We start from the raw sequence: 24,224 nt of genomic DNA on the forward strand, positions 1-24,224 counted from the left end.
AGCGCCTTGTGGTGGTGACGTCTCCGCCGGGGAGGAGCGCCCGCGCTCCCCTCCCCGGCGTGCCCTCACGTGTGTCGGCCGCTGAGGGTCAGCTGTGGATCAACTGCCCCGCGTCCACTGCTGATTGGTCCCTCCATTGCACGTGTACGTAATGATCGCCGCGCCATTGGCGGTGGACGCGCCCGACACGTCCAGGCACTCCCCGGTCGCCCGGGACTTCACGTTCACGTAGGAGCCCGTCGCGGTCAGTGACCACTGCTGGTTCGTGGACGACGCGTTGCAGTTCTCCTGGGTGATGGTCGTGGAGTTCTCCTGTACGCACAGGGAGCTGTGCCGGACCACCAGCTGGTAGTAGCCGCTGCCCACGGACTTGAACCAGTACTTCTGGTTGTTGCCGCCGTTGCAGTCGTACTGCTTGATCTGGGTGCCCTGCCACTGCGACTGGCCGGTGACGTCGGCGCACTTGGAGGAATGGCGGGCGATCAGGGTGTTGTACGTGGCGCTCGTGCCGGTGACCGTGCCGGCCGCCGTGTCGACCGTGAGCTCCGGGTACCAGGACATCGACATCGACGTGGACGAGGGGAAGGTCAGCGGCAGCCAGACATACCGCGAGTCGTTGACCGTGCCGCTGAAGGAGTTGCCCCAGCGGTCGCCCATGTAGAGGTACGACGTGCCCGAGGTTCCCTGGATCGGGAGGACGTACGCCGTCTGGGAGCCGTAGGCCGTCGAGTCGCCGACGTTCGTCATCGCGGTCCACGGGCCGGCGAGTGAGGTGGCCGTGGCGTACTGCTGCTGGTTGGGGTCCCAGCCGGTCGCACCCGATGTCAGCATGAAGTAGACGCCGCCCCGCTTGAAGAGGGCCGGGGCCTCGCGGTGGCCGCCCGGCCAGGGGTTGGCGACCAGGCTCGCGATGCCGGTGTAGTCGGCGGTGAGCCTGTAGATGTGCAGGTCGTAGTTCTCGCGGGCGGCGGAGACCATGTAGGCGGTGCCGTCCGTGTCGACGTACGCCGTGATGTCGCGGGACATGTACTGGCCGAGCGGGCGGAAGCTGCCCTGGTAGGTGTAGGTGCCGTCGATCGTGTCGGAGACCGCCACGGCCGCACGGGCCTCGCTGTAGTCGGTGCCGTTCTCCTTGTGCATCCACATCACGAACTTGCCGGTGGAAGCGTTGTAGATGACCTTGGGGCGCTCGATGTAGGCGGTGGCCAGCTCGGAAGCGCTGGACTGGGTCAGGACGTGGTTTCTGAACTCCCAGTTCTTCAGGTCGGTGGAGCGGTAGGCGTCCACGTACCGGAAGGTGTTGTCGGCGTTGCGGTCCTCGCCGAACCAGTAGTAGTAGCTGCCGACCTTGATGACGCCGCCGCCGTGGGCATGGAGGGCCGCGCCCGAAGTGTCGGTGAACTGGATGCCGTTGGCGACGGTCTGGGGTGCCGCCTGGGCGGGGCCCGCGGTGGCGAGGGCGCCGATCAGCGCCAGACAGAGGGCGAGCAGGATGGCGTACGCACGTCTCATTGTCACGCACTCTCCTTCACGGTGTCGGCGAGGGGGACGCCGAAGTCCGGGGTGCCGTCCGCCTTCCAGCCGAGGGCCTGGATGCGGGTGTGGCGGTTGGGGTCGTTCAGGGGGTCGCCGTCGATCTCCTTGTACTGGCGGGCGTGGTAGAGCAGGACGTCGGTCTCGCCGTCCTCGGCGACCGTGAACGAGTTGTGGCCCGGGCCGTACACGCCCGTGGCGTCGTTGCCGGTGAACACGGGGACCGGCGACTTGGACCAGCTCGCGGGGTTCAGGAGGTCGCTGTCGGCGTCGGCGGTCAGCAGGCCCAGGCAGTAGTTGTGGTCGGTGGCGCTCGCCGAGTAGGTGAGGAAGATCCGGCCGTGGCGCTGGATGACGTACGGGCCCTCGTTGACCCGGTGGCCCACGCACTCCCAGTCGTACTCGGGTGCGGAGAGCCTGACCTGAGGCCCCGTCAGGGTCCATGGGTCGGACATCGCGGAGAGGAAGAGCGACGAGTTCTCGCCGTGCCGGTCCGGGTCCTGCTGCGCCCAGGCGAGGTACCGGGTGCCGTTGTGTACGAAGGTGGTGGCGTCCAGGGAGAAGGTGTCCCAGGCCGTCTTGATGCGGCCCTTCTCGGTCCAGGTGTCCCGGAAGGGGTCGGGGCCGGTGTTCTCGAGCACCCAGACACGGATCGCCCACTCGTCCTCCGCGGGGGCGGCGGCGAAGTAGACGTACCAGGCGCCGTCGATGCGGTGCAGCTCGGGCGCCCAGATGTGCGCACCCATGTCGCCGGTGGCGTGCGCCTTCCAGATCACGGACTCCGGGGCGTCCGCGAGCCCTTCGAGGGTGCGGGAGCGGCGCAGGACGATCCGGTCGTAGTCCGGGTGGGTGGCCGTGAAGTAGTAGAAGCCGTCGGTGTGGCGGTGCACCTGGGGATCGGCGCGGTTGAGGACCAGCGGGTTCATGCGGGCGCCTCTCAGGAGACGGAAGTCCGAGGCTGTTCGGTACCGTGCGTTTGTGGTGAGGAATGTTCCGGTCCGAAAAGGTAAGGGCGTGTTACGAGGAGGTCAACGGGTCTGACGAGACTGGGGGAAAGCCCTTGCTCCCCGATGCGGGGATTTCTCTCCGGTGCGAGATTTTCTGTTATCCCCGTCGGCCCCCGCCCGTCTCCGATGCGTGCGCAGCCATCCCCACATCCACTCCACCGCGGCCGCCGCCGGAGCCCTCGCGGCGGTCGCGGCCCTCCTGACCACGGCTCCCCCGGCCGTGGCAGCCGGCGTCCGGGACGTCACCGCCGACGTCCTCGCGAACCGGGACGTCACACTCACCGGAGACACGGTGGTCACCGTGCCGTCCGGAACGACCACGTACAACCGTGCCTTCCACGGCGAGGGCACACTCACCGTGCGCGGCAGCGGAACGCTGGTCCTCACGAAGAACAGCGACTTCACCCTGCCGAAGTCCCGGCAGCGGCAAACGGTGCGGACGCAGGGCGGCAACCACCCGTACGTCACCGTCACCAACCCCGACCCGCCGGCGATCACGGTCGAGCGCGGGGCGACCCTGCAGTACGGCAACGGTGGCACGACCGGGCTGATCGGCCACTTCCCTTACAACACCCCGGCGTTCCGGCTCAACCAGGACAACATCCGCGTCGACGGCACCCTGCGGCTGTCCCTGCGCAACGTCGACTACAACCTGGGCAACATCAGCGGCTCGGGCCTGCTCACCCAGCCCCGGTTCCTCTGGGGCACCTGGGACCTGTCGGGCACCCACACCTTCTCAGGGACGATCGACAACGGCACACAGCTCAACGCCGGACGGCCGGAATACGCCACCTCGCTGCCGAACGTCCGCAAGGTCCTCAACCAGGGCACCTGGACCGTGGACACCCCCCTGGGCCAGACCGTCACCATGGGGATGGACTTCTACCAGCGCGAGTACGGCAGCGACATCAACGTGCAGTCCCGGCCGGGCAGCAAGGTCGTCCTGACGGGCCAGTACAGCTGGTCGAACCAGGGCGGGGACACCAAGCCCTCGCTCAGCGACCCCGCCCTGAACTGGACGCCGGCGCGGAAGAACGTCAACAAGCGCGGCACCAACATCAAGGGCGCCAACGTCCAGTGGGGCGACGGCACCACGAACAAGATCTTCATGCCGGGCACCGCCGAGACCGTCTACATCAACCTACTCGCCGCCCGGTCGCGTTCACTGCTCACGTTCGACTACAACGGGCCGGTGACACTGGGCGCCCCCATCGGCGGCGGCAAGTTCCACGACACCCTCGCCGCTCCAGGCGCCGGCGACATCGTGATCAGGGGCACGAAGGGCAACGACGTCACCTTCGCCGCCGTCCAGTACTACGACGGTTCGACGACCGTCGAGAAGAACGCCGTGCTGCGGCTCGGCAGCGGGAAGTCCGGCGGCGACGGCGGCCTCTACACCAAGGGCGGCCTCTACAAGGTCGTCAACGACGGCTCGCTCGTGCTCAACAACAAGAGCAGGACGCTGACACTTTCGCGGATCAGCGGCAGCGGCTCCCTCACGCAGTCGGGTGCCGCGACGGCCACGCTCACGGGCGGCTCGGTGACGTACACCGGGACGACGACCGTCACCAAGGGCACGCTGGCCCTGCGCTCCGGGGCGACGCTCGCGCACAGCAAGGCGATCCGGCTCACGGGGGCGGGGACCCGGCTCGACGTGGGGACGGCGGGCCTGCGGGTGACGAGCACCCTCACCGGCAAGGGCACGGTGAAGGGCGCGGTGACGAACGAGGGTGTGGTCACGAGCGGTCTGACGGTGACCGGGGGCTACACGCAGGGGGCGAAGGGCGAACTCGTCCTGCGCGACAAGCCGTTGAAGGTGGCCGGTGCGGTCCGGCTGGGCGGGGAGCTGGATCTGTCCGCCGCCGGGACGAAGCCGGCGCGCGAGGTCACCGTCCTCGACCACACGGGATCCGCGAAGACCACGGGCAGCTTCACCGGCCTGCGTGAGGGCGCCGGGGTGAAGCTCGCCGACGCCGTTTACCGGATCAGCTACCGGGGTGGCGACGGCAATGACGTCGTCCTCACGGCCGCCGGGCCGAGCGCGGAACCGTCCGCGCACGGGACGTCGTCGTCCGGTGCCGTCGCCGCCGACGCCCGGAGCGACACCGCGAGCAGCGGCCTCGGCTGGTGGCCGTACGTCCTCGCGGTCGGGCTGCTCCTCGGACTCATCGTGCCGGCGCTCCAGCGAAGGCGAGGGCGTGGCGGTCGGCGAGGGGGTGGGCGGCATGCGGCGCACGGACAGCAGCTGGACCCGCTGAGCAGGGACAGCAGCTGGACCCGCTGATTCTCGCCCCCGGTTCAACGGCCGCTCGGAGCCTCCGAGAACCCCAGCCGGGGAGCCAGCTCCCGTGCCTCCGCCGCCCACTCCGCCAGAAACGCGAGCGTCAACCCCCGTTCGCGCTAACGGAGTTCGGCGGAGACGGCGCGTTCGCCGCGGTAGTCCGGCTGCTCCTCCCCCGCCCGCGCCGGCATCAGCCCGGTGAGCCGGTCGTACTTCACGGCCGACGCGCACACCGCGAGCCGCACGAGCTGCTCGTCGCCGTCCCAACCGCTCTGCCGCAGGCCGTGCAGATGGGCGTCGTAGGCGAACGCCCAGTCGAGGGCGACCCGGTCCGGGCCGTCGGAGCGCACGTTCGCGGGCCACATGTCGAGGTGGCAGAAGGCACGCGGCAGGGCCTCCGTCACCTGGAGAAACCACTCGCGGTCATGGTGCAGACGGACCATGTCGTGGCGCAGGCCGGGCGGAAAGTGGCCGCCAGGCCGAAGGTACGGCGGCCGGGAGCCGGCTTCGCCGCCGTTCCGGTGGGTTCCGAGGGCGGGTTGGGCTCCGAGGGGTCGGTGGCCTCGGCGGGGCTGGGGCAGTCATGGCGGTTCCGTGGGGATGCGGGGACGGGGTGGGGAAGAGCGTGGCCGTAACCCGCTGTCCCACATGCTGGGCGATCTGTTCATGCACTGGACGCATACGGCCCGTCTCCGCGGGCTTCGACTAGCGTCATGACATGACCAGCGACCCCTCCACGTCTCTCGCCGCAGCCCTCGCCGCCGGGACCGTCGTCCTCGACGGGGGTATGTCCAACCAGCTCGAGTCCGCCGGGCACGACCTGAGCGACGAGCTGTGGTCGGCGCGGCTGCTCGCCGAGCGGCCCGAGGCGATCACCGAGGCGCACTTCGCCTACTTCGAGGCGGGCGCCGACGTGGCGATCACCTCCAGCTACCAGGCCACCTTCGAGGGTTTCGCGAAGCGCGGCATCGGCCGGGAGGAGGCAGCCCGGCTGCTCGGGCTGAGTGTGGAGCTGGCCCGCGAGGCGGCGCGCCAGGCCCACGACAAGGGAGTCACGCGTCCGCTGTGGGTGGCCGCTTCGGTCGGGCCCTACGGCGCGATGCGGGCGGACGGTTCCGAGTACCGCGGCCGTTACGGGCTCACCGTCGACGAACTCGAGCGCTTCCACCGCCCGCGCCTGGAGGTGCTGGCCGCCGCGTCTCCCGACGTCCTCGCCCTGGAGACCGTTCCCGACTCCGACGAGGCCCGGGCCCTGCTGCGGGCGGTGCGCGGGCTCGGCGTGCCGGCCTGGCTGTCGTACACGGTGGCCGGCGGCCGCACCCGCGCCGGACAGCCCCTGGAGGAGGCCTTCGCCCTGGCCGCCGACGTCGACGAGGTGATCGCGGTCGGCGTGAACTGCTGCGCTCCCGAGGACGTCGACGCCGCCGCCGGGACCGCGGCACGTGTGACCGGCAAGCCGGTCGTCGTCTACCCGAACAGCGGCGAGACCTGGGACGCCCGGGCGCGTGCCTGGAACGGGCGGTCCACCTTCACCGCCGAGCAGGTGCGGGGCTGGCAGGGGGCCGGGGCGCGGCTGATCGGCGGATGCTGCCGGGTGGGGCCGGAGGCGATCGGGGACATCGCGCGGACGCTGCGGTAACCCGTTCACGCCCTCCCCTCCCCGAGTGCTTCTCAGGGAGTCGTCGGCGCAGCCCGACCACCGCTGCTAGCCTCCCCGACGGGAACCGGTTTCCGTGATGTTGCCGCTGTTTCCAGGGGTGAAGGGGTGGGGGATGACCAGAAAGAACGGGGACGTGGGGCGCAGCACCATCCGGGACGTCGCTTCCCGTGCGGGGGTGTCGGCGTCGACGGTGTCGCGGGTGCTCGGCGGGGTGTATCCGGTGAGTTCGGAGACCCGGACACGGGTGCTGCGGGCGGTGCGCGACATGGACTACGTGGCCGACGCGCGCGCGAAGGCGGTCGCGGGCGTCGGCACGCCCACGCTCGCCTTCGTCCTGGAGGACATCACCGGGCCGTCGTTCGCGCACATGGCGCACGGTGTGGAGCGCGAGGCGAACCGGCTCGGCCATCTGTGCCTGGTGTGCAGCACGGAGGGCGACATCCAGCACGAACTGGAGTTCGTGGAGATGATGCGGGCCCAGCGCGCCGCCGCCGTGATCCTGGTCGGCGGCGCCGCCGACACCCCCGAGTACCACGAGCGCACCCGCCACATCGCCGACGCCCTCGCCTCCGTCGGTTCCCGGCTCGTGCTGTGCGGCCGCCCGCCGCTGGGCCCGGAGGCCCCGGTGACGGCCATCGAGTACGACAACGAGGGCGGCGCCTACGCCCTGGTCGCCCACGTCCTCGCCCAGGGCCACCGGCGGATCCTCTTCCTCGGCGGCAAGCCCGACCACACCACCGCGCAGGGCCGCGAACGCGGCTTCCTGGCCGCCCACCGCGCCCGGGGCGTCGACCCGGACCCGGCCCTTCTGCTGCACGGCGACTTCACCCGCGACTCCGGCCACCGGCTGATGCGCGAGGCGCTGAAGCAGGGGCTGGAGTTCACGGCTGCCGTCGCCGCCACCGACATGGTCGCCGCGGGCGCGCTCACCGCCCTGCACGAGGCGGGCCTGGACGTGCCGGGCGACGTCTCACTGACCGGATACGACGACATCCCCTTCGCCCGCGACCTGTACCCGGCCCTGACGACGGTGCACGTGCCCTACGAGGAACTGGGCCGCCTCGCGGTCCGCACCGCCCTCGGCCGCAGTCCCGAGGACCCCGGCGAGCATCTGCTCCTGGGCACGCACGTGGTGGTACGGGACTCGGTGGCGCCGACGGGATGAGCCCGTGCGCGTGCTCAGGGCCGGCGGGCGATGCCGGAGCGGCGCAGCCGGCGTACGACCGACCGCAGTTCCGTGTTGCGCACGGGCAAACCGTCGGCCTGGTCCGGCGCGGGTGCGGACGCGGCAAGCGGGACGTCGGCCGCCCACAGGCCCAGCTCCCGGTCCCGAGGCCCGAGGGCCGTGGGCGCCGACGGGATGAGCCCGTGCGCGTGCTCAGGGCCGGCGGGCGATGCCGGAGCGGCGCAGCCGGCGTACGACCGACCGCAGTTCCGTGTTGCGCACGGGCAAACCGTCGGCCTGGTCCGGCGCGGGTGCGGACGCGGCAAGCGGGACGTCGGCCGCCCACAGGCCCAGCTCCCGGTCACGAGGCCCGAGGGCCGTGTACGGCTCGCCCTCGCCGAAGATCCGCACCGGGTGGGTGGCGTCCCAGGCCTCCCAGCCGGGGTCGCCCTCTGCGGCGAACCGCACCCACGCCCTGTGCATCGCGTCCGCCAGTTCCTGCGGGGCGCCCTCGCCGGCCAGCTTGCGCGACTCGGGGACGTCCCCGGTGTCGAAGACGAAGCCGAGCTCCAGGGCGTGGCATGAGCCGAGGTCGGGCAGCAGGGACGGCCAGGCGAACTCGTACATGTACGAGGATCCCGGCCGGGCGTCGGCCAGGCGGTGCAGCGGGTTGCGCAGCAGGTGGTCGGTGACCAGCTGGCCGACGGTCTCTGCGGTGCCGGCCTCGGGGTGCAGGGTGCGGTAGCCGCGCACCACCTCGTGGCCGCAGTGGCAGCGGGCCATGGCGCCGGCCAGGGCGACCGGGCCGAGCCGGTCGACGCGCTCGAGGAGTCCGCCGGGGACCAGCCACAGCCGGTACTCGTCCCGGGTCCAGCCCATCAGCAGGTCGGCGCCGGTCGCCGCGTCACCCTCGACGAGGGCGTCCAGGGGGTCGCGGGGCACGAGGTCGCCGTCGACGACGATGCCGAAGGAGGGCCCTCCGAGCACCGGGCTGCTGAGTCTTCCCACGTCGGCCTGGGTCTTCAGGAGCAGCTCGGGGTCGACCTCGGCGAAGGCCTGCGCGGTCGCGGGGATCTTCAGCCGGGTGGCCATGCGGCGCACCATCCGCCGTACCTTGTCCCGGTCGAAGGCCTCCGGGGGCCCGCTCTGCAGGATCGCCCGCCGGAACAGCCCCTGGGCCTGCGGGGCGGCGATCAGGGCACCGATGCTGATCGCGCCGGCCGACTGGCCGAAGAGGGTGACCCGGTCGGGGTCGCCGCCGAAGGCCTCGATCGAGGCGTGCACCCACTCGAGGGCGGCCAGCTGGTCGCGCAGGCCGGGGTTGGCGGGCGCGTCGGGGAACAGTCCGTAGCCCTCGACACCCAGTCGGTAGTTGATCGAGACGAGCACGACGCCGTCGCGGGCGAAGGGGCGCCCGTTGTACACGGGCACGGCCGAGGAACCCCTGGTCAGGGCGCCGCCGTGCAGCCACACCAACACCGGGAGCCGGGCCCCGCGGCCCGGCTCCGGCGTCCACACGTTCAGGTTGAGGCAGTCGTCACCGGGCACGACCGGGTCGGACAGGTACTTCTCGAAGGCCTCGGAGTACGGCGGTTTCGGCGGCGTGGGCCCGAAGGAGCCCGCGTCGCGCACGCCGTCCCAGGGCTCGGGCGGCACGGGCGGCCTGAACCGTCGAGGGCCGAAGGGCGGGGCGGCGTACGGGATGCCCCGGAACACCGCGACGCCGTGCTCGTACCTGCCGCGTACGGCCCCGTGGGGGGTTCTGACCACGGGGCCCGCCTGGTCTGCCGTCATGCGCCCACCAGCCCTTCGCCGCGCTCGTGCACCGGTAACTCAAGAGCACCACACCGGCCCGGGGTATTCCGGTGCACAAGGCGAGAAGGGGGCTATTTGGCGTACATCAGCGTGCCGAAGCCGAGCTGGTCGTAGCCTCCGCTGGTGGAGCCGTAGTCCCCGCCGCCGCCCTCGGGGGCGACGAGGTTGTAGTACATCTGCGAGATGTACTTGTCGTCCAGGTACAGGCGCCGGTTGTAGTGGAAGTGGAGCATGGCCCACACGGGACGGACCTGGCCGCGGGACCCGGAGCCGATCACCGTCTGCGACTGCTGGGCGCAGTTCGTGCCGCTGCCCCAGGTGTAGGTGGTGTAGGGCACGTTCATGCCCAGGTTGTACTTGGCGACGTACTGGGCGGCCTTCATGAAACGGCGGCCGTCGTAGGAGTACAGGTCCTCGCCCTGGTTCCAGGCCATCTCGCAGATCGCGCCCATCTGGCCCATGCCCATGATGGTGTGGCCCTGGTCGCGGCCGGACTCCTGCCACTGGCCGAGGTCGTAGCCCTCGACGCCTGGGTACAGGAACGGCACCGCGTGCCGGATGGAGCCGTTGCCCGCGCCGGTCTTGAAGTAGTTGACGGCCTGGTCGTACTTGGCCGCGTTGTCGGTGAGGATCCCGATGGCCAGGATCGAGGCCATGTTGCACAGGTCCCAGTTGGCCCAGTAGTTGGTGATGCAGGCGCCGTTGTGCTGGGTGAGGAACTGGTTGTTGAGCGGGTAGAAGACGTTGACCATCATCTGCTGGAACCTGGCGAGGTTGAACCCCGCGTAGCCCCGCATGAGTTCGGCGGCCTGGCAGAACTCCCAGCCGTAGATGCCGGCGGCGAGGAACCGGTCCGCGTTGCCCTGGATCGACGTGAGCGTGTTCGCCCAGGCGTTGAGGATGCGGACGGCGCAGTCCGCGTTTGCGCTGGTGCCGCCGACGACCCAGCGCAGGGCGTTCTGGTAGGCGGCGGCGATGTCGTTGTAGAGGATCCCGTAGTTCTCGGGGTAGCCGGATCCACGGTAGATCGTGGCCTGCGGGTTGGGCGTCCAGGTGGACTGGGAGTGGGAGTTGGCGACCAGCCGGTTCCAGCCGGACCGCCAGGGGTCGGTGCCCGCGGCGACCCTGACCTTGGCGCGGTTGATGTCGCCGGCGTTGTGCAGCATGCCGGGGTGGATGAAGGTCGCCGGGGCCGCGTCCGCCGATGGGGGTCCCCCCGCTCGAGCGTAGCCGAGAGTGGGGGAGGCGGTGGCGCCCAGGGCGAGGGCGGCGGTGACGCCGCCGGCGGTCTTCAGCAGACCGCGGCGGCTCACCTCGCCCGTCTGGAGATGCTGGTGGGGGGAAATGCGGCTCATTGCAGTGCAGCTCCAATCCGGTGGATCTACATGGGAGTGATGCTCACCTCTTCGAACTGGGTGGTGCTGCGGACCTGGGGGCTGCGCGAGCAGACGACGAGGCCCACGTAGTAGGGGGCGTCACCGAAGCCGGGGATGTCTCCCGCGGCGAGGGGGGTCCAGGTGACGCCGCCGTCGGTGGAGGCGTACGCGGTGAAAGCGGTCCCGGCGCGCTTCAGCCGCAGCAGGCAGGGGGCGGTGACCGTGCCGTTGCCCGTGAAGGTGGACCTTCCGGCCACCGTGGTGCGCAGCATGAGCTGCGCGCTGCTCCCGCCGCTGACGATCGCCCCGGCCGCCTGGTCGAACGGCGAGAGCGACTTGGCCATCAGCAGGCCGACCCGGTCGGCGGTGGCGCCGGTACGGGAGACCAGCCGGGCGGTGACCTCGCAGTCGCCGCTGACCGGCTGCCGTACGAACTGCCCCGTCATTCCCTGGTTGTTGACGGTGAGGTCGACGCCCGCGCCCCGCACGGTGAACGTCCCGTCGCTGTACGAGGTACTGCCCGGCGTGCGGATCGCCACGACTCCGAGGGTCCCGAACTCCCGGTCGTCGAGGACGGTGTCGCCGAGATCGCCGTACGTCCACGGGCCGGGCGGGGGTGTGCCGACCGTGAGGGTGAGGGTGCCGGTCCCGTCGCCGGCCGCGTTGCCCGCGGTCGTGGTGAGCGTGAACTCGCCCGTCTCGTTGGGGGTTCCGCAGATCAGGCCGGTGCGCCTGTCCACGCGGAGGCCGTCGGGCAGGCCGTCCGCGGTGAACCGTACGGGCTCGTGCGTGGCCCGCAGCAGATGGCGGAACTCGACGCCCTGGTTGGCGAACGCCGTGGTGGCGGAGGTGAGTTGTGGCACGGAAGGCGTCGGCATCTGCGCGGAGGCGGACTCCGACAGCGGGCCGCGCCCGCCGCTGTTCGTCTTCGCGACGACGTAGTGGTACGTCGTGCCGGGTGTGCCGGTGGCGTCCGCGTACTGGACGCGGGTGCCGAACCCGACGGCACCGATGCCGGTCGCGATGGTGTGGTACGGGCCGTCGGTGTCCGTGGCGCGCAGCACCTTGAACCGGGCGCAGAGGTCCGGATCGGTCCAGGCCAGTTCGACGGCGTCGGCGCCGCTGGTGGCCCGCAGGCCCGTGGCCGTAAGGGCCGGGCGGGGCGGGGACCAGACCTCGCCGGTGGCGGCGGAGGTCACGCTGACGTTGTCGAAGGCGCCGGTGCCGGTCTCGGCGTACTCCTCGTCGACGCCGAGGCAGGAGGTCAGGACGAGTCCCGCGTACGCGGTGTGCCCCAACTCGACCTCGGTGGTGCCGACTTCGGTCCAGCGGATGCCGTCCGGGGAGATCTCTCCCGTGCAGCGGCGGCCCTTGCGGGTCACGCGCACCCAGTAGGGCGCGCGCAGCCGGTAACCGTCGCCGGCGCCCTCGACGTACGGAGCCTCGAGCGGGGTCGCCGACTCGGGCAGGGTGCCCAGGCTTGAGATCGGGAAGGCGGCCGAGGTGGTGATCGCCTGCTGCTGGGAGGGCGGCACGGGCGTGCTGCCGGTGGCGGAGATCTCCGCACCCGCCGAGGGACGGACGGACCACACTCCGCTCCAGGTGTGCAGCGGCAGCCCCTGGATCAGCATCGAGGCGTGCGCCGCGCCCGGGTCGAGGGAGTCGCGGAGAGTGACTCCGATCTTGGAGTACTGGGAGCTGAGCGGGAACACGATCCGCGCGGTGACCGCGCCGTCGCCGGACAGCTGCAGGTGGACGAGGCGGTAGGTGTCGGCCGTGCCGCTCGCCTCCAGCACGAACCGCTCTCCGTCGAAGGCGGCGGAGCCGGGGATCCGCACGTCGCCGAGGTCCTGGGTGGACCAGGGCTCGGGAAGGCCCGCGGTGGCGGCGGCGATGCTCGAAGGTCCGCTGGTTCCCAGGGAGTTGGAGGCGGTGACCGTGTAGTAGTACCTGCGGCCCCGGCTCGCCTCACCGTCGCTGTACGCCGGTTTGTCGACGCCGGAGGCGATCTCCTCGTAGGGGCCCTCGGGGCGGGTGGCCCGCTGGACGGTGTATGTGCTCGCCCATGCGGAGGGCACCCAGGTCACCGTGACGTCCCGGTCGCCGCCCACCGCGGTGACGCCCGCCGGAGCCGTGGGCACGTCCGGCGAGGGAGCCTTCGTGCCCGCGTAGGCGAAGGTGCCGAAGCTGGGCAGGTCGTCGTTGCTGCCCTCGACGACGCGGGCACCGCCGGTGCCGCGGAAGACGGCCGCCTTGGTGTACGGGGTGTCGAGGCCGCGGACGCCCGCGTAGTGGGCGTAGTACATCTCGTAGATCGGCGGAATGTTGCCGCGGACCTTGTCGGAGACGGAGGTCTTGATGTACTTGCCGGTACGGTCCAGGTCGGGGGTGAAGGGGACGTCGCCGCCGAGGTTGTAGCGGGCGGCGTACTCGGCGTTCGCGAGAATGCGGTTGCCGTCCAAGGCCCACAGGTCGACGCCCTGGTTCCAGGCGACCTGGGCGGCATCGCCCATCAGGCCGACGGCGAGCTGCTCGTGGCCCTGGTCGCGGCCGCTCTCCTGGCCCTGGCCCGCGTCGGTGACGACGCGGTTGCCGACGCTGCCGTTGCCCGCGCCGGCCGCGGCGAACCGCAGGGCGTCCTCGAAGAGGACGGGTTCCTCGCAGAACACGGCGATGGCCAGGACGGACTGAATGGACGTCAGGTCCCAGTTGCCGTTGGCGTAGAGCATGTAGCCGGAGATCGCCGGATACCAGACGTCCAGGAAGGACCGCTCGCAACGGGCGATGTCGGACTCCGCCCATCCGTCGTAGCCGCTGTGGCGCAGCAGCTCGGCGGCGTTGACGAACTTGAAGACCTGCAGACCCGCGCCGAGCGGGCCGTCGGCCCCGGTGATCGCCGCGAGGGACGCCGACCAGGCGTTGAGGATGTCCCGGGCCTTGTCCGCGTTGGCGCGGTTGCCGGTGACGCACCACATCAGCGCGTTCTGGTAGGCGGCGGCCGAGTCGGCGACGGCCTGGTTCTGGAAGTTGGTGGGGCCGCGGCCCCAGGAGGTGATCTGGCCGGTGTTCTGGATCGTGTAGGTGGCCTTCGAGCGGGCGTGGCCCGCGAACGTCAGGAAACCGTTGTAGATGGGCGATTCCTGCGCGGCGACCGCGGCCTTCATGCGTGCGAGGTCGGCGGCGCTGTGCAGCAGTCCGGGGTGGGTGAAGGCCCGGAGCGCGGTCTTGTCGTCCTGGGCCCACGCCGCCGCGGCGGAGGCGGACAGCAGTCCGCCTCCGGCCGCGACCACGAGCCCCGCCGCGCCGAGGAAGGACCGTCGGCTGAGAGGAAGCACGGGTGACTCCATGGTTCAGAGGTGCCGCATCACGCGTGCTGGACGGTGAGCGTGAGGGTCTGGGTCGCGGTGCCCACGCTGTTGGTGGCCGAGACGGTGACCGCGAAGGTGCCGACGTTGTCCGTGACCTTGCCGGAGATCAGACCGGTGGCGGTGTCGATGTCCAGGCCCTTCGGCAGTCCCGCGGCGTCGAACGACGTCGGCAGTTCGCTGGCCGTGATCAGGTGGTTGAAGACCTGGTTCTTGGTGGCCGTGGCCTGGTCCGGGCTGCTGACCTGGGGTGCGTTGGTGGACGTGGCGTCGGTGGAGCTCAGGAACCGCGAGTTCACCACGTGCTCGTTGGCGTACGCCGGCATCATGTCCTCGAACTTGTACCAGCCGGGCTTCTTCATCCCCTTGCCGATGAACTTGCCGTTGATGACGAGGTTCTGGAACGTCACGTTCTTGATGGCGTGGTCCGCGTCGTAGCCGACCATGATGGACGGGTTGGCATGCGTGCCGTTGTAGGACAGGTTCTTGATGTACACGCCGTCGATGCCGCGGCCGATGGAGGTGTTGTACTTGGTGTTGTACATGACCCGCATGTTGATCAGCTGACCCCAGCGGAAGTCCTCCACCCGGATGTCCTGGAAGCGAGCGTTCTTCACCAGGTTGCTGTCGCCCGGGTTGAGCGCGATACAGCCCTGGTAGTCCATCTGCGGTTCGCGGTGGTCAAGGATGTCGATGTTGCTGAAGACCAGGTTCTCGATGACCTCCGGGGTGTCGCTGTTGCCGTGCGTGCCGACGTTGATCGGATGCGCGACGTCCGCCCAGAGTGTGGAGTTGCGAACGGTGACATTGCGGACGTCGCCGTAGTAGTCCCAGCGGTGGCCGTAGATCGCGATGCAGTCGTCGGCATTGCGCATCCAGACCTTGTCGATGAGGACGTCCTGGCTGGAGAAGATGTCGATGCCGTCGCCCCACTGGCCATGGCTGTAGGAGTGGAAGTTGCGTACGGTGACCTGCTTCGACTGGCCGATCGTGCACGCGTAGCCGCTGCTCGGGTTGAGCACCATGATGCCGTCGATCTCGATGTTCTTGGAGTACTGGAGCAGGACGCCGCTCGGCGAGTTGTACAGCACGCCGCGGCCGCGCAGCCCGGCGTTCTCGACGTCGACGAACTCCACCCGGGAGGTCAGCACGGCGCCGCCGGCCAGGTAAACCGTCTTGCCGCTGGGCACCTTCACCACGTTGTCGGTGGTCTTGTGCAGGCCCGGACCGAAGTAGATGACGTCCGGGTCGTCGGGGTCGGGTACGTGCGACTCGATCGGGTTGGCGTGCAGCTGCAGGTTGTCGAAGATCTCACCGTTGATCTCGATGGAGAGGTTGCGCGGCTCGGTGAGGGTGAAACTGACCGTGGCGCCGTCCACCGTGAACTGGGTGCCGTACGACAGCGGGCGGATCCGCGCGCTGCCTATGGTGCCCTTGGACGAGGTGACGGCGACCTCCACGGTGCCGTCGAAGTCGAACGTGGCGACGGAGGAGTTGTAGACCGGACCGCTGCCCGTGTCCGCGTTGATCCACTTCGCTCTGGCGCGGTAGACGGGCACCGTCTGCCATTCGCCGCCCGGGGTACGGGCCTTGACCGTGAAGCTCGAGTTGGTGGGAACCCCAGTCGGGATGGGGTACACCACCAGCTTGTCGGGCGCACCGGGAGTGTCGTCGGCTCTCGCCGTACCGGCCGCCGCACCGATCAGTGAGTACGCGGCGGCGGTGGCACCCGCTGCCTGGAGAAGAGTACGCCGGGACAGTCCGGTGCTCTGGGTGTCGTTCATGGAGCATTTCCTTCAGTAAGGGGGAGAGATGAGAGATACGAGAGAGGTCACTTGAGCCCGGAGGTGGACATCCCGGCCACGAAACCGCGCTGGGCGATGAGGAAGATCAGCAGGATCGGGACGACGTACATCACCGAGGCGGCGGCCTGCAGTTCGGGGACGGGCGTGCCGGCCTCACTGACGTAGGTGGTCATCACGGCGACGGCGAGGGTCGTGCGGTCGGTGGACAGCAGCAGCTGCGGGGCGATGTAGTCGCCCCAGGTCCAGGTGAAGGCGATGATGAAGCTCGCGGACAGCACGGGCCAGGACTGCGGCAGGAAGATCCTCCAGAAGATCGACGAGTATCCGCAGCCGTCGACGATCGCGGCCTCCTCCAGTTCGCGGGGCATGCCCGCGAAGAACTGCCGGAACAGGAAGATCAGGTACGGCGCGGCCGACAGACCCCACAGAACCCACGGCCAGTACGTGTCGACCATCCCGAGCTTGGCGAAGATCAGGTAGGTCGGCAGCAGCGTGATCATCTGCGGCAGCATCATCGAGCCGAGGAGGACACCGAACAGCACCTTCTTGCCGGGCGCGTCGAGGCGGGCGAACCCGAAGCCGACCCAGGCCGAGCTGAGGGTGACGAGTGTGGCGTAGATGAGGGCGATGACCAGGGAGTTACGGGCGTAGCCGAGGAAGTCGATCTGGTTGAAGGCGTCGGCGAAGTTGTGCCACTGGAAGGCGGCGGGCAGCCAGTGCACGGGTGATGCGGCCAGTTCGCCCTGGGTCTTCAGGCCGGAGAGGATCAGCCAGCCGAAGGGGCCGAGGAACAGGCCGGTGACGGAGACGAGGACCGTGTAGAGGAGGAGGCGCTTGGCGCGCACCCGCACGCGGACGTCGGTCGTCGATGACTTGGGCGGCAGGGTGGTGGCGGTCACTTCTTCGCCTCCGGGTCGACGTTGTAGAACACCGCGCCGGACGTGAACTTGAAGATGAGTCCGGTCACGACGAGGATCAGGACGAAGAGCACCCACAGCAGCGCGGAGGCGTAGCCGTAGCGGCCGAGCGCGAAGTACTGCGCGAACACGTGCATCATGTACAGGTAGTTGGACTGCGGGACCGTGGTGATGCCGCTGGTGTCGCCCAGCGGGGCCAGCAGAAGCGGCATGATGGTCTGCACCGAGGCGATCATTCCGGTCACCGTCTGGAAGAGCAGGACGGGCGACAGCAGCGGCACGGTGATACTGCGGAAGGTGCGCCAGGCACTCGCCCCGTCGATGCGGGAGGCCTCGTGGAGTTCCCGGGGTACGTCCTGGAGCCCTGCCAGCGAGATGATCATGACGTTTCCGGCAGCCCAGAGCACCGTCATCAGCAGCACATAGCGGGCGTAGGGGTCGGCGAGCCAGCCCACGGCGTCGATGCCGAAGAAGGTCAGAACGCCGTTGGTCGCACCGGAGTTCTGGTCGAAGAGCAACTTGAAGGCGAGACCCGCGCCCACCGGCGGCACCACGGCCGGCAGATAGAGCAGCGTGCGGAACAGACCGCGCGCCTTGATCGGCCGGTTGACCAGCACGGCCAGGGCGAGCCCCGCGATGATCGACAGTGGCACCGAGGTCACCGCGAACAGGCCCGCCCGGCCCAGTGCGTCCCAGGTGACCGGATCGTTCAGCAACTCGCGGTAGTTGCCGAGTCCGACGTACTGCCAGTTGGGCGAGATGCCGTCGAACGTGGTGAAGCTCAGCCACAGCGCGTACACCATCGGGGTGACGGTCAGCAGCAGGAAACCGATGATCCAGGGCGAGGTGAACATGTAGAACGCCCGGTGCCTGCGCGCGGTCATGGACGTCCGCGGCCCGGCGTCGGCGCGTGCGCGTCCGGCGCTCGCGGCGGCGCCCGGCCGGTCCGCGACGGGGGAGATCTGATCGACCGTCATCCCACTTGCTCCTTACCGCGCTTCAGCTGCTCGTTGATGGCCGAGTTCAGACGCCCGGCGAGGGTTTCGACGGAGATCTGGCCGTTCATCGCGGCGGGGGCGATCTGGTTGAAGAGGGCGTCGACCGCGTCCGCCCTGCTGTAGGGGGTGAAGGAGACCACCGAGAAGTGCTCCAACTCGTTGTCCTGCACCTTCAGCACCTGCTTCTGGTAGTCCTCCTTGGCCGGCATCAGCGAACGCAGCGACTTCAGGGTGGGGATGCCCCAGCCTCCGGAGGCACGCGCCTTGGCAGGCTCCTCGCCGAAGAACCACTCGAAGACCCGCCATGCGGCGTCCTTGTTCTTCGCCCCGCGCGGCATCCACAGGCCGGTTCCGCCCTGGCAGGCGCTGATCCGCGGGCCGCCCGCGAAGACCGGGGCCGGTGCCAGACGGGACACCTCCGCCAGCTTCTTGTCGGCGCCGATCATGCCGCCCATCCAGTAGCCGGAGTTCGACATGGCCAGCCGCCCGGCCTGGTAGGTGGGCCCGTCCCAGCCGTTGGGGTCGGGCTGGATGAGACTCGGCCCGACCTTGGTGCTGCAGTAGTCGATGTACCAGGCCAGCGCCTTGCGGGCCTCGGGGGTGGTGAAGTCGACCCGGGAGAAGTCGTCGTTGAAGAGGCTGCCTCCGGCGGACGCCGTCATGGTCGCCAGGAGCGTGGACCGGGTCAGTCCGCCGTAGCTGCCGCCGAAGACCGTGGTCTGGCCGTTCTTGCGCTGCACGAGGCGCTTGGCGGTGTCCATCCACTCCTCGTACGTGACCGGCTCGGTCTCCGGCGGATACTCGACGCCGCCCTTGTCGAAGGCCGCGGTGTTGTACCAGAACATCGAGTCCTGGGAGAAGTCCTTCGCCATGCCGTAGCGCGGGCCCTTGCCCTGGGTGCGGCCGTCGAACCGCCACAGGTCGTTGACGGGGTCCAGGTCGTCGAGTCTGAGGACGCTGCTCCGGGCGAAGTAGGGATCCAGCTCCTCCGCCACGTCGCGCGCCGCGAAGAACGGCGAGTCCACCGCACCGACACCGCGCACCAGGTCGGGCGGGTTGCCGCTGGTGAGCATCGCGATCAGCTTGGTGATGTCGAACTTCACCAGGACGATCTTGATGCCGAGGTCCTTCTTCGCCTGCTGGACCTGCTCCGGGAGGATGTCCCCGGAGTTGACCATCACGGTGACGGTCTCACCCGATCCGCCGACCCCGCTGGACACCTGCATCGCGCAGCCGCTCAGCGCCGCCGCACCGGCCACGGCACCGCCGGCCGACAGGGCGAGGAATCGGCGCCGACTGGGGGGAGCACCGGCGTGCGAGCGCATGAAGGCCTCACCTTCTGTGTTCGGGAAAAACGGCTCCACCGGCGGCAGTAACAGGTAGCAACCGGTTGCTACGGCCAGGTGGGCAGAGCTTCTTCCGCGCGAGGTGGTGCGTCAAGGGGCTCGGCAGACTTTCGAAAACTCTGGGCGACGCGTTTGAGACGTTCGACGGCCTGCCCGCGATGGGCGCCGGACCTCAGGAAATGCCGTCTGAACTGGGGAAACGGCTGCTCCGAGGCCCAAGGCGAAGGGCTCACGAATCAGTCATGCAGGCCTCCGGCATCCGAAGCCGGGAGGGCGCGGCTTGGGCGAACCGGACGGCAACCGGTTGTGACCGGCCCCGCCACGCCCCACGGGAAACACGGCCCCCCGGAAACCTGTTACAGCGCCGCCCCGCGAGCCCGCGCACTCACCGCCCTGGCCTCCCATTCCCGCAGCAACAGCACCCCTTCCGACCGCCTGACCGGGCCTGACATGCGCCTTTGGCGCCGGCCACCGGTCGAAAAATTTCCAGCAGGGGCAACACCCCGCAGCGATTGACCCTGCCTCCACGCCAGATCTACGGTAGAAGCCGCTTTCAGAAAATGTTTCCGACGTACTCAGGAGAGACATGCCCAGCGCCCAGCTGCCCAGGGCCGTGTTCGCCATGGATCCGGTGCACCTCCCGCTGCTGTTCCCCGCGCCCCTCCTGGCACGGCTCCAGCGGACGGCCGGGATCGACCCCGCCCTCGTCGTACGGGACTTCACCGACCCCACCGCCGCGTCCGCGCTGGCCGAGGCCGAGGTCCTGATCACCGGCTGGGGCTGCCCCCACCTCGACGCGGACACCCTGGCCTCGACACCCAGGCTGCGCGCAGTTCTGCACGCCGCCGGCTCCGTCCGCTCGCTGATCGGCGACGCCCTCTGGCAGCACGGGATCAGCGTCTCCAGCGCGGTCACCGGCAACGCGGTACCGGTCGCCGAGTACACCCTCGCGATGATCCTGCTGGCCGGGAAGGACGCGTTCACCCACCGCGAGCGCTTCCGCGCCACACACGCCCAGCCCTCCCCCGCCGAGACCGCGCCCATCGGCAACCTCGGCAGACGCGTCGGCGTCATCGGCGCCTCGCGCGTCGGCCGCCGGCTCCTCGAACTGCTGCGCCCGTACGACCTCGAGATCCTGCTCTACGACCCCTACGTGGACGCCGCCGACGCCGCCGCGCTCGGCGCCGAACTCCTCCCGCTGGAGGACCTGCTGCGCCGCAGCGACATCGTGAGCCTGCACGCCCCCGACATCCCCGAGACCCACCACATGCTCGACCGCCCACGGCTCGCCCTCATCCCGGACGGCGGCGTCCTGATCAACACCTCCCGCGGCGCCCTCGTCGACCACGCCGCGCTCACCGAGGAACTGGTCTCCGGCCGGCTGCACGCAGTCCTGGACGTCACCGAACCCGAGCCACTGCCCGCCGACTCCCCGCTCTACACGCTCCCCAACGTCTTCCTCACCCCGCACATCGCGGGCTCCCTCGGCAACGAACTGGAACGCCTGGGCCGCATCGTGGTGGAGGAACTGGAACGCCTGGCGGTGGGCCTGCCACTCGACCACGAGGTACGGCACTCGGACATGGCGCGGGTTGCGTAATGATGGCTCGGTCGCCTACGGGGCGCTCTCAGCCGGCGTCGAGAGCCCGACCGTGCTCAGCCCTTCGGGCCTCCGCGCGCTCGGGCTCTCGACACCGGCGCGCCCCTTCGGCTCCCTCGCGGCCGGCGCGTGGGGACAGTGGGCCTGGGACGGCCCTTGCCGTTTGCCGTCCATGGGCTCACCCAGGCCCCGAGAAGCGGGGCCCGAAAACCGGGGATCCACAAGCTCCACCACCCCGGACACACGCGACGTCCACGGGCTCACCGACCTCAACACACAGGCGACGTCCACAAGCTCCACCACTCCGAACGCACGCGCCATCCACAAGCTCCGCGAGCGACGTCCGCGAGCTCCACGACCTCAGACGCAGCCCACACCCACAGGCTCCCCCATCCACTCACAACGCTGCGTCCACAGGCTCCCCCACCTGGAGGAATGATGGGATACGGTTTCCGCACCGACGAGGGGACCGGTACTTCCGGCCTCCCCGGTGAGCGGGTCATGACGGCGAAGGAGCCAGCACGGTGAGTCAGCGCAAAGCGCCCGCGGACGCCGGACGGGCGACGATCCGTGACGTCGCGGAACGCGCGGGCGTCTCCGTGGCGAGCGTGTCGCGCGTACTGTCGGGCAACTATCCGGTCTCGGAGGAGTTGCGGCGCCGGGTGATGAAGGTCGTCCGGGACCTGGACTACGTCACGAACGCCCACGCCCGCTCCCTGGCCGGCGGCGGCACCCCGACGGTCGCGATCCTCATCAACAACATCACCGGCGCCGCCTTCGCCCACGTGGCCAAGGGCGTCGAGGGCGCGGCCACGTTGCGCGGCTGGCTGTCGCTCGTCGGCACCACCGGCGACGACCCGGAGCGCGAGCTCGCCCTGGTGAACCTCATGCGCCAGCAGGGCGTGGCCGCCGTGGTCCTGCTCGGCGGCGCGTACGACTACGAGGAGTACCAGCTGCGCATGGCCCGCTTCGCCCGCTCCCTGGACGCGGCCGGCTCGCACCTGGTGCTGGTCGGGAGGCCGCCGCTGGAGGGCGACGTACCGGCGACGACGGTCGACTACGACAACGAGTCCGGGGCGTACGCCATGGCCAGCCACCTGCTGTCGGCCGGTCACCGGCGCGTCCTGATCCTGCCCGGCCCGGCCGGACTCACCACGGCTCAAGGCAGGTTGAGGGGCGCCCGGCGGGCTTTCGAGGCGTACGGGGTGCCGTTCGACCCGGGCCTGGTGCGGCATGGTCCCTACGGCGACGAGCACGGGTACGCGGCGGTGGAGGAGGCCCTGCACGAAACGCCGGACTTCACCGCCGTGCTCGCCGGGACCGACGTGGTCGCCGCAGGCGCCATGCAGGCGCTGCGCGCGGCGGGCCTGCGGGTTCCGGAAGACGTGTCGATCGTGGGCTACGACGACATCCCGCTGGCCTCCCAGCTCACCCCGCAGCTGACCACCGTGCACGTGCCGTACGAGGAGATGGGCCGTGTCGCGCTGCGTGCTGTCGCCGACCGGCGCGAGACCGGCGCGGGCGGCCGCAAGGGCGGCGACGGGGAGCATCTGGTGCTGGGCACCCATGTCGTCGTACGGGACTCGGTACGTCCGCCGGTTTCAACGCGGGTAGCAGGTGAGCGATGATCAGGTTACGGCGTGATGATCAGGTTACGAAACCGTTTTCTCGAGGTTTTTAGCCGTCTTGCTGAGCTCGCGCGCAGTGTCTACCAGCGGGCGGAAAAGCCTTCCGAGATGGGTCTGACCTGCATATATGCCTCGTATCCCGTCAGCACGCGTTGCCCCGCGGAGCCTCACCCCGCGGACAAGTGGCCGTAACAAATTTCCGCCGCCCTCTTGCTATGAGCAGAGGCGCCGTCCTACGGTCCCAGCAACCGGTTACTACAGCTTCTGCTTTGGCCGACCCCCCGCAACCGCGAGCCGATGTCCTCCGGCCGCCGTTCCCTGGCCAGTACCGAGCCGCCGTACCTCGTTTCTGAGACGCCTACTTCCCGAAGGATCACGGTCAGATGAACTCCACCAACCCCCGGAGAAGGTTCGCCCGCGCCGCCGTTGCGGGACTCGCGCTGACAGGTCTGCTCACCGCTTGCGGCGGATCCGGGGACGACGACTCGTCCTCGAAGTCCTCCGGTCCGGTCACCCTCGACTTCTGGGGCTGGGCCAACGGCCAGCCGGCGGTCGTCGACGCGTTCAACGCCAGCCACAAGGACGTCAAGCTCAAGTACACGAAGATCACCGATCAGCTGACCATGCAGAAGCAGCTGGCCAACGCGGTCAAGGCGGGCAACGCCCCCTGCCTGCTGCAGAACACCGCCGAGTACGTCACCAGCTGGGTCTCGCAGGACGCCCTCGCCGACATCACCGAGTACGTCGGGTCCAGCAAGGACAAGTTCAACGCCGGTTCCTGGGCCAGCGGCACCGTGCAGGGCAAGGTCTACGGCGTGCCCACCGCCTCGGCGCCGGCCTTCACCATCTACCGCACCGACATCTTCTCGAAGTACGGTCTGCAGCCGCCCGCGACCTGGGACGACTTCATCGCCGCCGGCAAGGTGCTGAAGAAGCACAAGGTCAAGATCACCAACTACGCCGGTGAGGACCCGAGCACCCTGGAGGTGCTCGCCATGCAGGCGGGCGCCCACTGGTACTCCATCGACGGCAACTCCTGGAAGGTGAACTTCCAGGACGAGGGCACCCTCAAGGCCGCGAAGGTGATCCAGGACATCATCGACAACGACCTCAACTCCAAGCTGTCCTTCGCGGACTACGCGGCCGTGCAGCGCAACTACGACAACGGCGGCACCGCGACCCGCCAGATCTCCACCTGGCAGATGTCCGGCATGGTGAACAACTTCACCAAGTCCTTCGGACAGTGGGCCCTGTCGCCGTGGCCGACGTTCAAGGGCGAGGCGGCCAAGACGCCGGCGGGCACCAACCAGAGCGGCAACCTGACGCTGGTGTCCAAGCAGTGCAAGTCCCAGAAGCAGGCCGCCGAGGCCGCGCTGTGGATGTCCACCGACCCGGGCGCGGTCAAGACCATGGCGAGCCCGGAGACCGGCAGCGGTGTGATGCCCGGGCTGGCCGACAGCAGCGCCTACGTCGACCAGGCGATCTCCCAGAAGCTGCTCGGCACGAACTACGAGCCGGCCAAGAAGATCGTGACGGACAGCCTCGGCACCGTCACCACCGACTGGACCTTCGGTCCGAACTGGACCGCGATGTTCACGGAGCTGCAGAGCGGCTGGGGCAAGGTCGTCAACAAGCAGGAGAAGGTCACCGACCTGCTGGCCCACATGCAGGTGTGGACGGTCAACGACCTGAAGTCCCGCGGCATCAGCGTCAAGGGCTGAGGCACTG

Annotated in this window: 16 protein-coding genes; 6 read left to right on the top strand and 10 right to left on the bottom strand. The window is 69.6% G+C overall.

The window, feature by feature from the left end:
• Window positions 1-99 precede the first annotated feature (99 nt).
• A complete protein-coding gene (locus ABZO29_RS11750) occupies window positions 100-1,512 on the bottom strand; it encodes an RICIN domain-containing protein (RefSeq protein WP_367326112.1) in 1,413 nt (470 codons plus the stop codon).
• Window positions 1,513-1,514: 2 nt separating this feature from the next.
• Complete coding sequence (locus tag ABZO29_RS11755; RefSeq protein WP_367320111.1) at window positions 1,515-2,459, bottom strand: family 43 glycosylhydrolase; 945 nt, start codon at window positions 2,457-2,459, stop codon at window positions 1,515-1,517.
• A gap of 211 nt (window positions 2,460-2,670) precedes the next feature.
• Here ABZO29_RS11755 and ABZO29_RS11760 point away from each other — a divergent pair, with 211 nt between their 5' ends.
• The gene (locus tag ABZO29_RS11760) at window positions 2,671-4,824 is read left to right on the top strand and encodes an autotransporter (RefSeq protein WP_367320112.1); all 2,154 of its coding nucleotides are present in this window, start codon (window positions 2,671-2,673) and stop codon (window positions 4,822-4,824) included.
• A gap of 116 nt (window positions 4,825-4,940) precedes the next feature.
• Here ABZO29_RS11760 and ABZO29_RS11765 read toward each other — a convergent pair whose 3' ends face one another.
• Entirely contained in the window at window positions 4,941-5,264 is a 324-nt protein-coding gene (locus tag ABZO29_RS11765; RefSeq protein WP_367320113.1) for a hypothetical protein, read from the bottom strand.
• A gap of 275 nt (window positions 5,265-5,539) precedes the next feature.
• Here ABZO29_RS11765 and mmuM point away from each other — a divergent pair, with 275 nt between their 5' ends.
• Both mmuM and ABZO29_RS11775 read left to right on the top strand, forming a co-directional pair.
• Window positions 5,540-6,460 carry a homocysteine S-methyltransferase gene (mmuM, locus tag ABZO29_RS11770; RefSeq protein WP_367320114.1) on the top strand — a complete coding sequence of 307 codons (921 nt, stop codon included), beginning with the start codon at window positions 5,540-5,542 and terminating at the stop codon, window positions 6,458-6,460.
• A gap of 133 nt (window positions 6,461-6,593) precedes the next feature.
• The gene (locus ABZO29_RS11775) at window positions 6,594-7,646 is read left to right on the top strand and encodes a LacI family DNA-binding transcriptional regulator (RefSeq protein ID WP_367320115.1); all 1,053 of its coding nucleotides are present in this window, start codon (window positions 6,594-6,596) and stop codon (window positions 7,644-7,646) included.
• A gap of 213 nt (window positions 7,647-7,859) precedes the next feature.
• Here ABZO29_RS11775 and ABZO29_RS11780 read toward each other — a convergent pair whose 3' ends face one another.
• The 7 genes from ABZO29_RS11780 to ABZO29_RS11810 form a co-directional block, all read right to left on the bottom strand.
• Window positions 7,860-9,440: a carboxylesterase/lipase family protein gene (locus ABZO29_RS11780; RefSeq protein WP_367320116.1), complete on the bottom strand. Its 1,581-nt coding sequence runs from the start codon at window positions 9,438-9,440 to the stop codon at window positions 7,860-7,862.
• 92 nt (window positions 9,441-9,532) lie between these two features.
• Entirely contained in the window at window positions 9,533-10,816 is a 1,284-nt protein-coding gene (locus tag ABZO29_RS11785) for an alginate lyase family protein (RefSeq protein ID WP_367320117.1), read from the bottom strand.
• A 26-nt stretch (window positions 10,817-10,842) separates the two neighbouring features.
• Window positions 10,843-14,184, bottom strand: coding sequence for an alginate lyase family protein (locus ABZO29_RS11790; RefSeq protein WP_367320118.1), 3,342 nt, complete (start codon window positions 14,182-14,184; stop codon window positions 10,843-10,845).
• 17 nt (window positions 14,185-14,201) lie between these two features.
• Entirely contained in the window at window positions 14,202-15,986 is a 1,785-nt protein-coding gene (locus tag ABZO29_RS11795) for a glycosyl hydrolase family 28 protein (protein ID WP_367320119.1), read from the bottom strand.
• Window positions 15,987-16,033: 47 nt separating this feature from the next.
• Window positions 16,034-16,906 (bottom strand): carbohydrate ABC transporter permease, encoded by an 873-nt coding sequence (locus tag ABZO29_RS11800; RefSeq protein WP_367320120.1) that lies wholly within the window; start codon window positions 16,904-16,906, stop codon window positions 16,034-16,036.
• On the bottom strand, window positions 16,903-17,901 hold the full coding sequence (locus tag ABZO29_RS11805; protein WP_367320121.1) for a carbohydrate ABC transporter permease: 999 nt from the start codon (window positions 17,899-17,901) through the stop codon (window positions 16,903-16,905). Before ABZO29_RS11805 ends, ABZO29_RS11800 begins: the two co-directional genes overlap by 4 nt.
• The gene (locus tag ABZO29_RS11810) at window positions 17,898-19,247 is read right to left on the bottom strand and encodes an extracellular solute-binding protein (RefSeq protein WP_367320122.1); all 1,350 of its coding nucleotides are present in this window, start codon (window positions 19,245-19,247) and stop codon (window positions 17,898-17,900) included. Before ABZO29_RS11810 ends, ABZO29_RS11805 begins: the two co-directional genes overlap by 4 nt.
• Before the next feature lie 607 nt (window positions 19,248-19,854).
• On the opposite strand from ABZO29_RS11810, the gene ABZO29_RS11815 reads away from it, so the two are divergent.
• From ABZO29_RS11815 to ABZO29_RS11825, 3 genes are all read left to right on the top strand, one after another.
• Window positions 19,855-20,868, top strand: a complete 1,014-nt coding sequence (locus ABZO29_RS11815; protein ID WP_367320123.1) for a hydroxyacid dehydrogenase — start codon at window positions 19,855-19,857, stop codon at window positions 20,866-20,868.
• Between the two features lie 524 nt (window positions 20,869-21,392).
• Window positions 21,393-22,496: a LacI family DNA-binding transcriptional regulator gene (locus ABZO29_RS11820; protein WP_367320124.1), complete on the top strand. Its 1,104-nt coding sequence runs from the start codon at window positions 21,393-21,395 to the stop codon at window positions 22,494-22,496.
• Between the two features lie 383 nt (window positions 22,497-22,879).
• Window positions 22,880-24,217 (top strand): ABC transporter substrate-binding protein, encoded by a 1,338-nt coding sequence (locus tag ABZO29_RS11825; RefSeq protein ID WP_367320125.1) that lies wholly within the window; start codon window positions 22,880-22,882, stop codon window positions 24,215-24,217.
• Window positions 24,218-24,224: the final 7 nt, after the last annotated feature.

Source organism: Streptomyces sp. HUAS ZL42 (assembly GCF_040782645.1).
Lineage (GTDB): Bacteria > Actinomycetota > Actinomycetes > Streptomycetales > Streptomycetaceae > Streptomyces.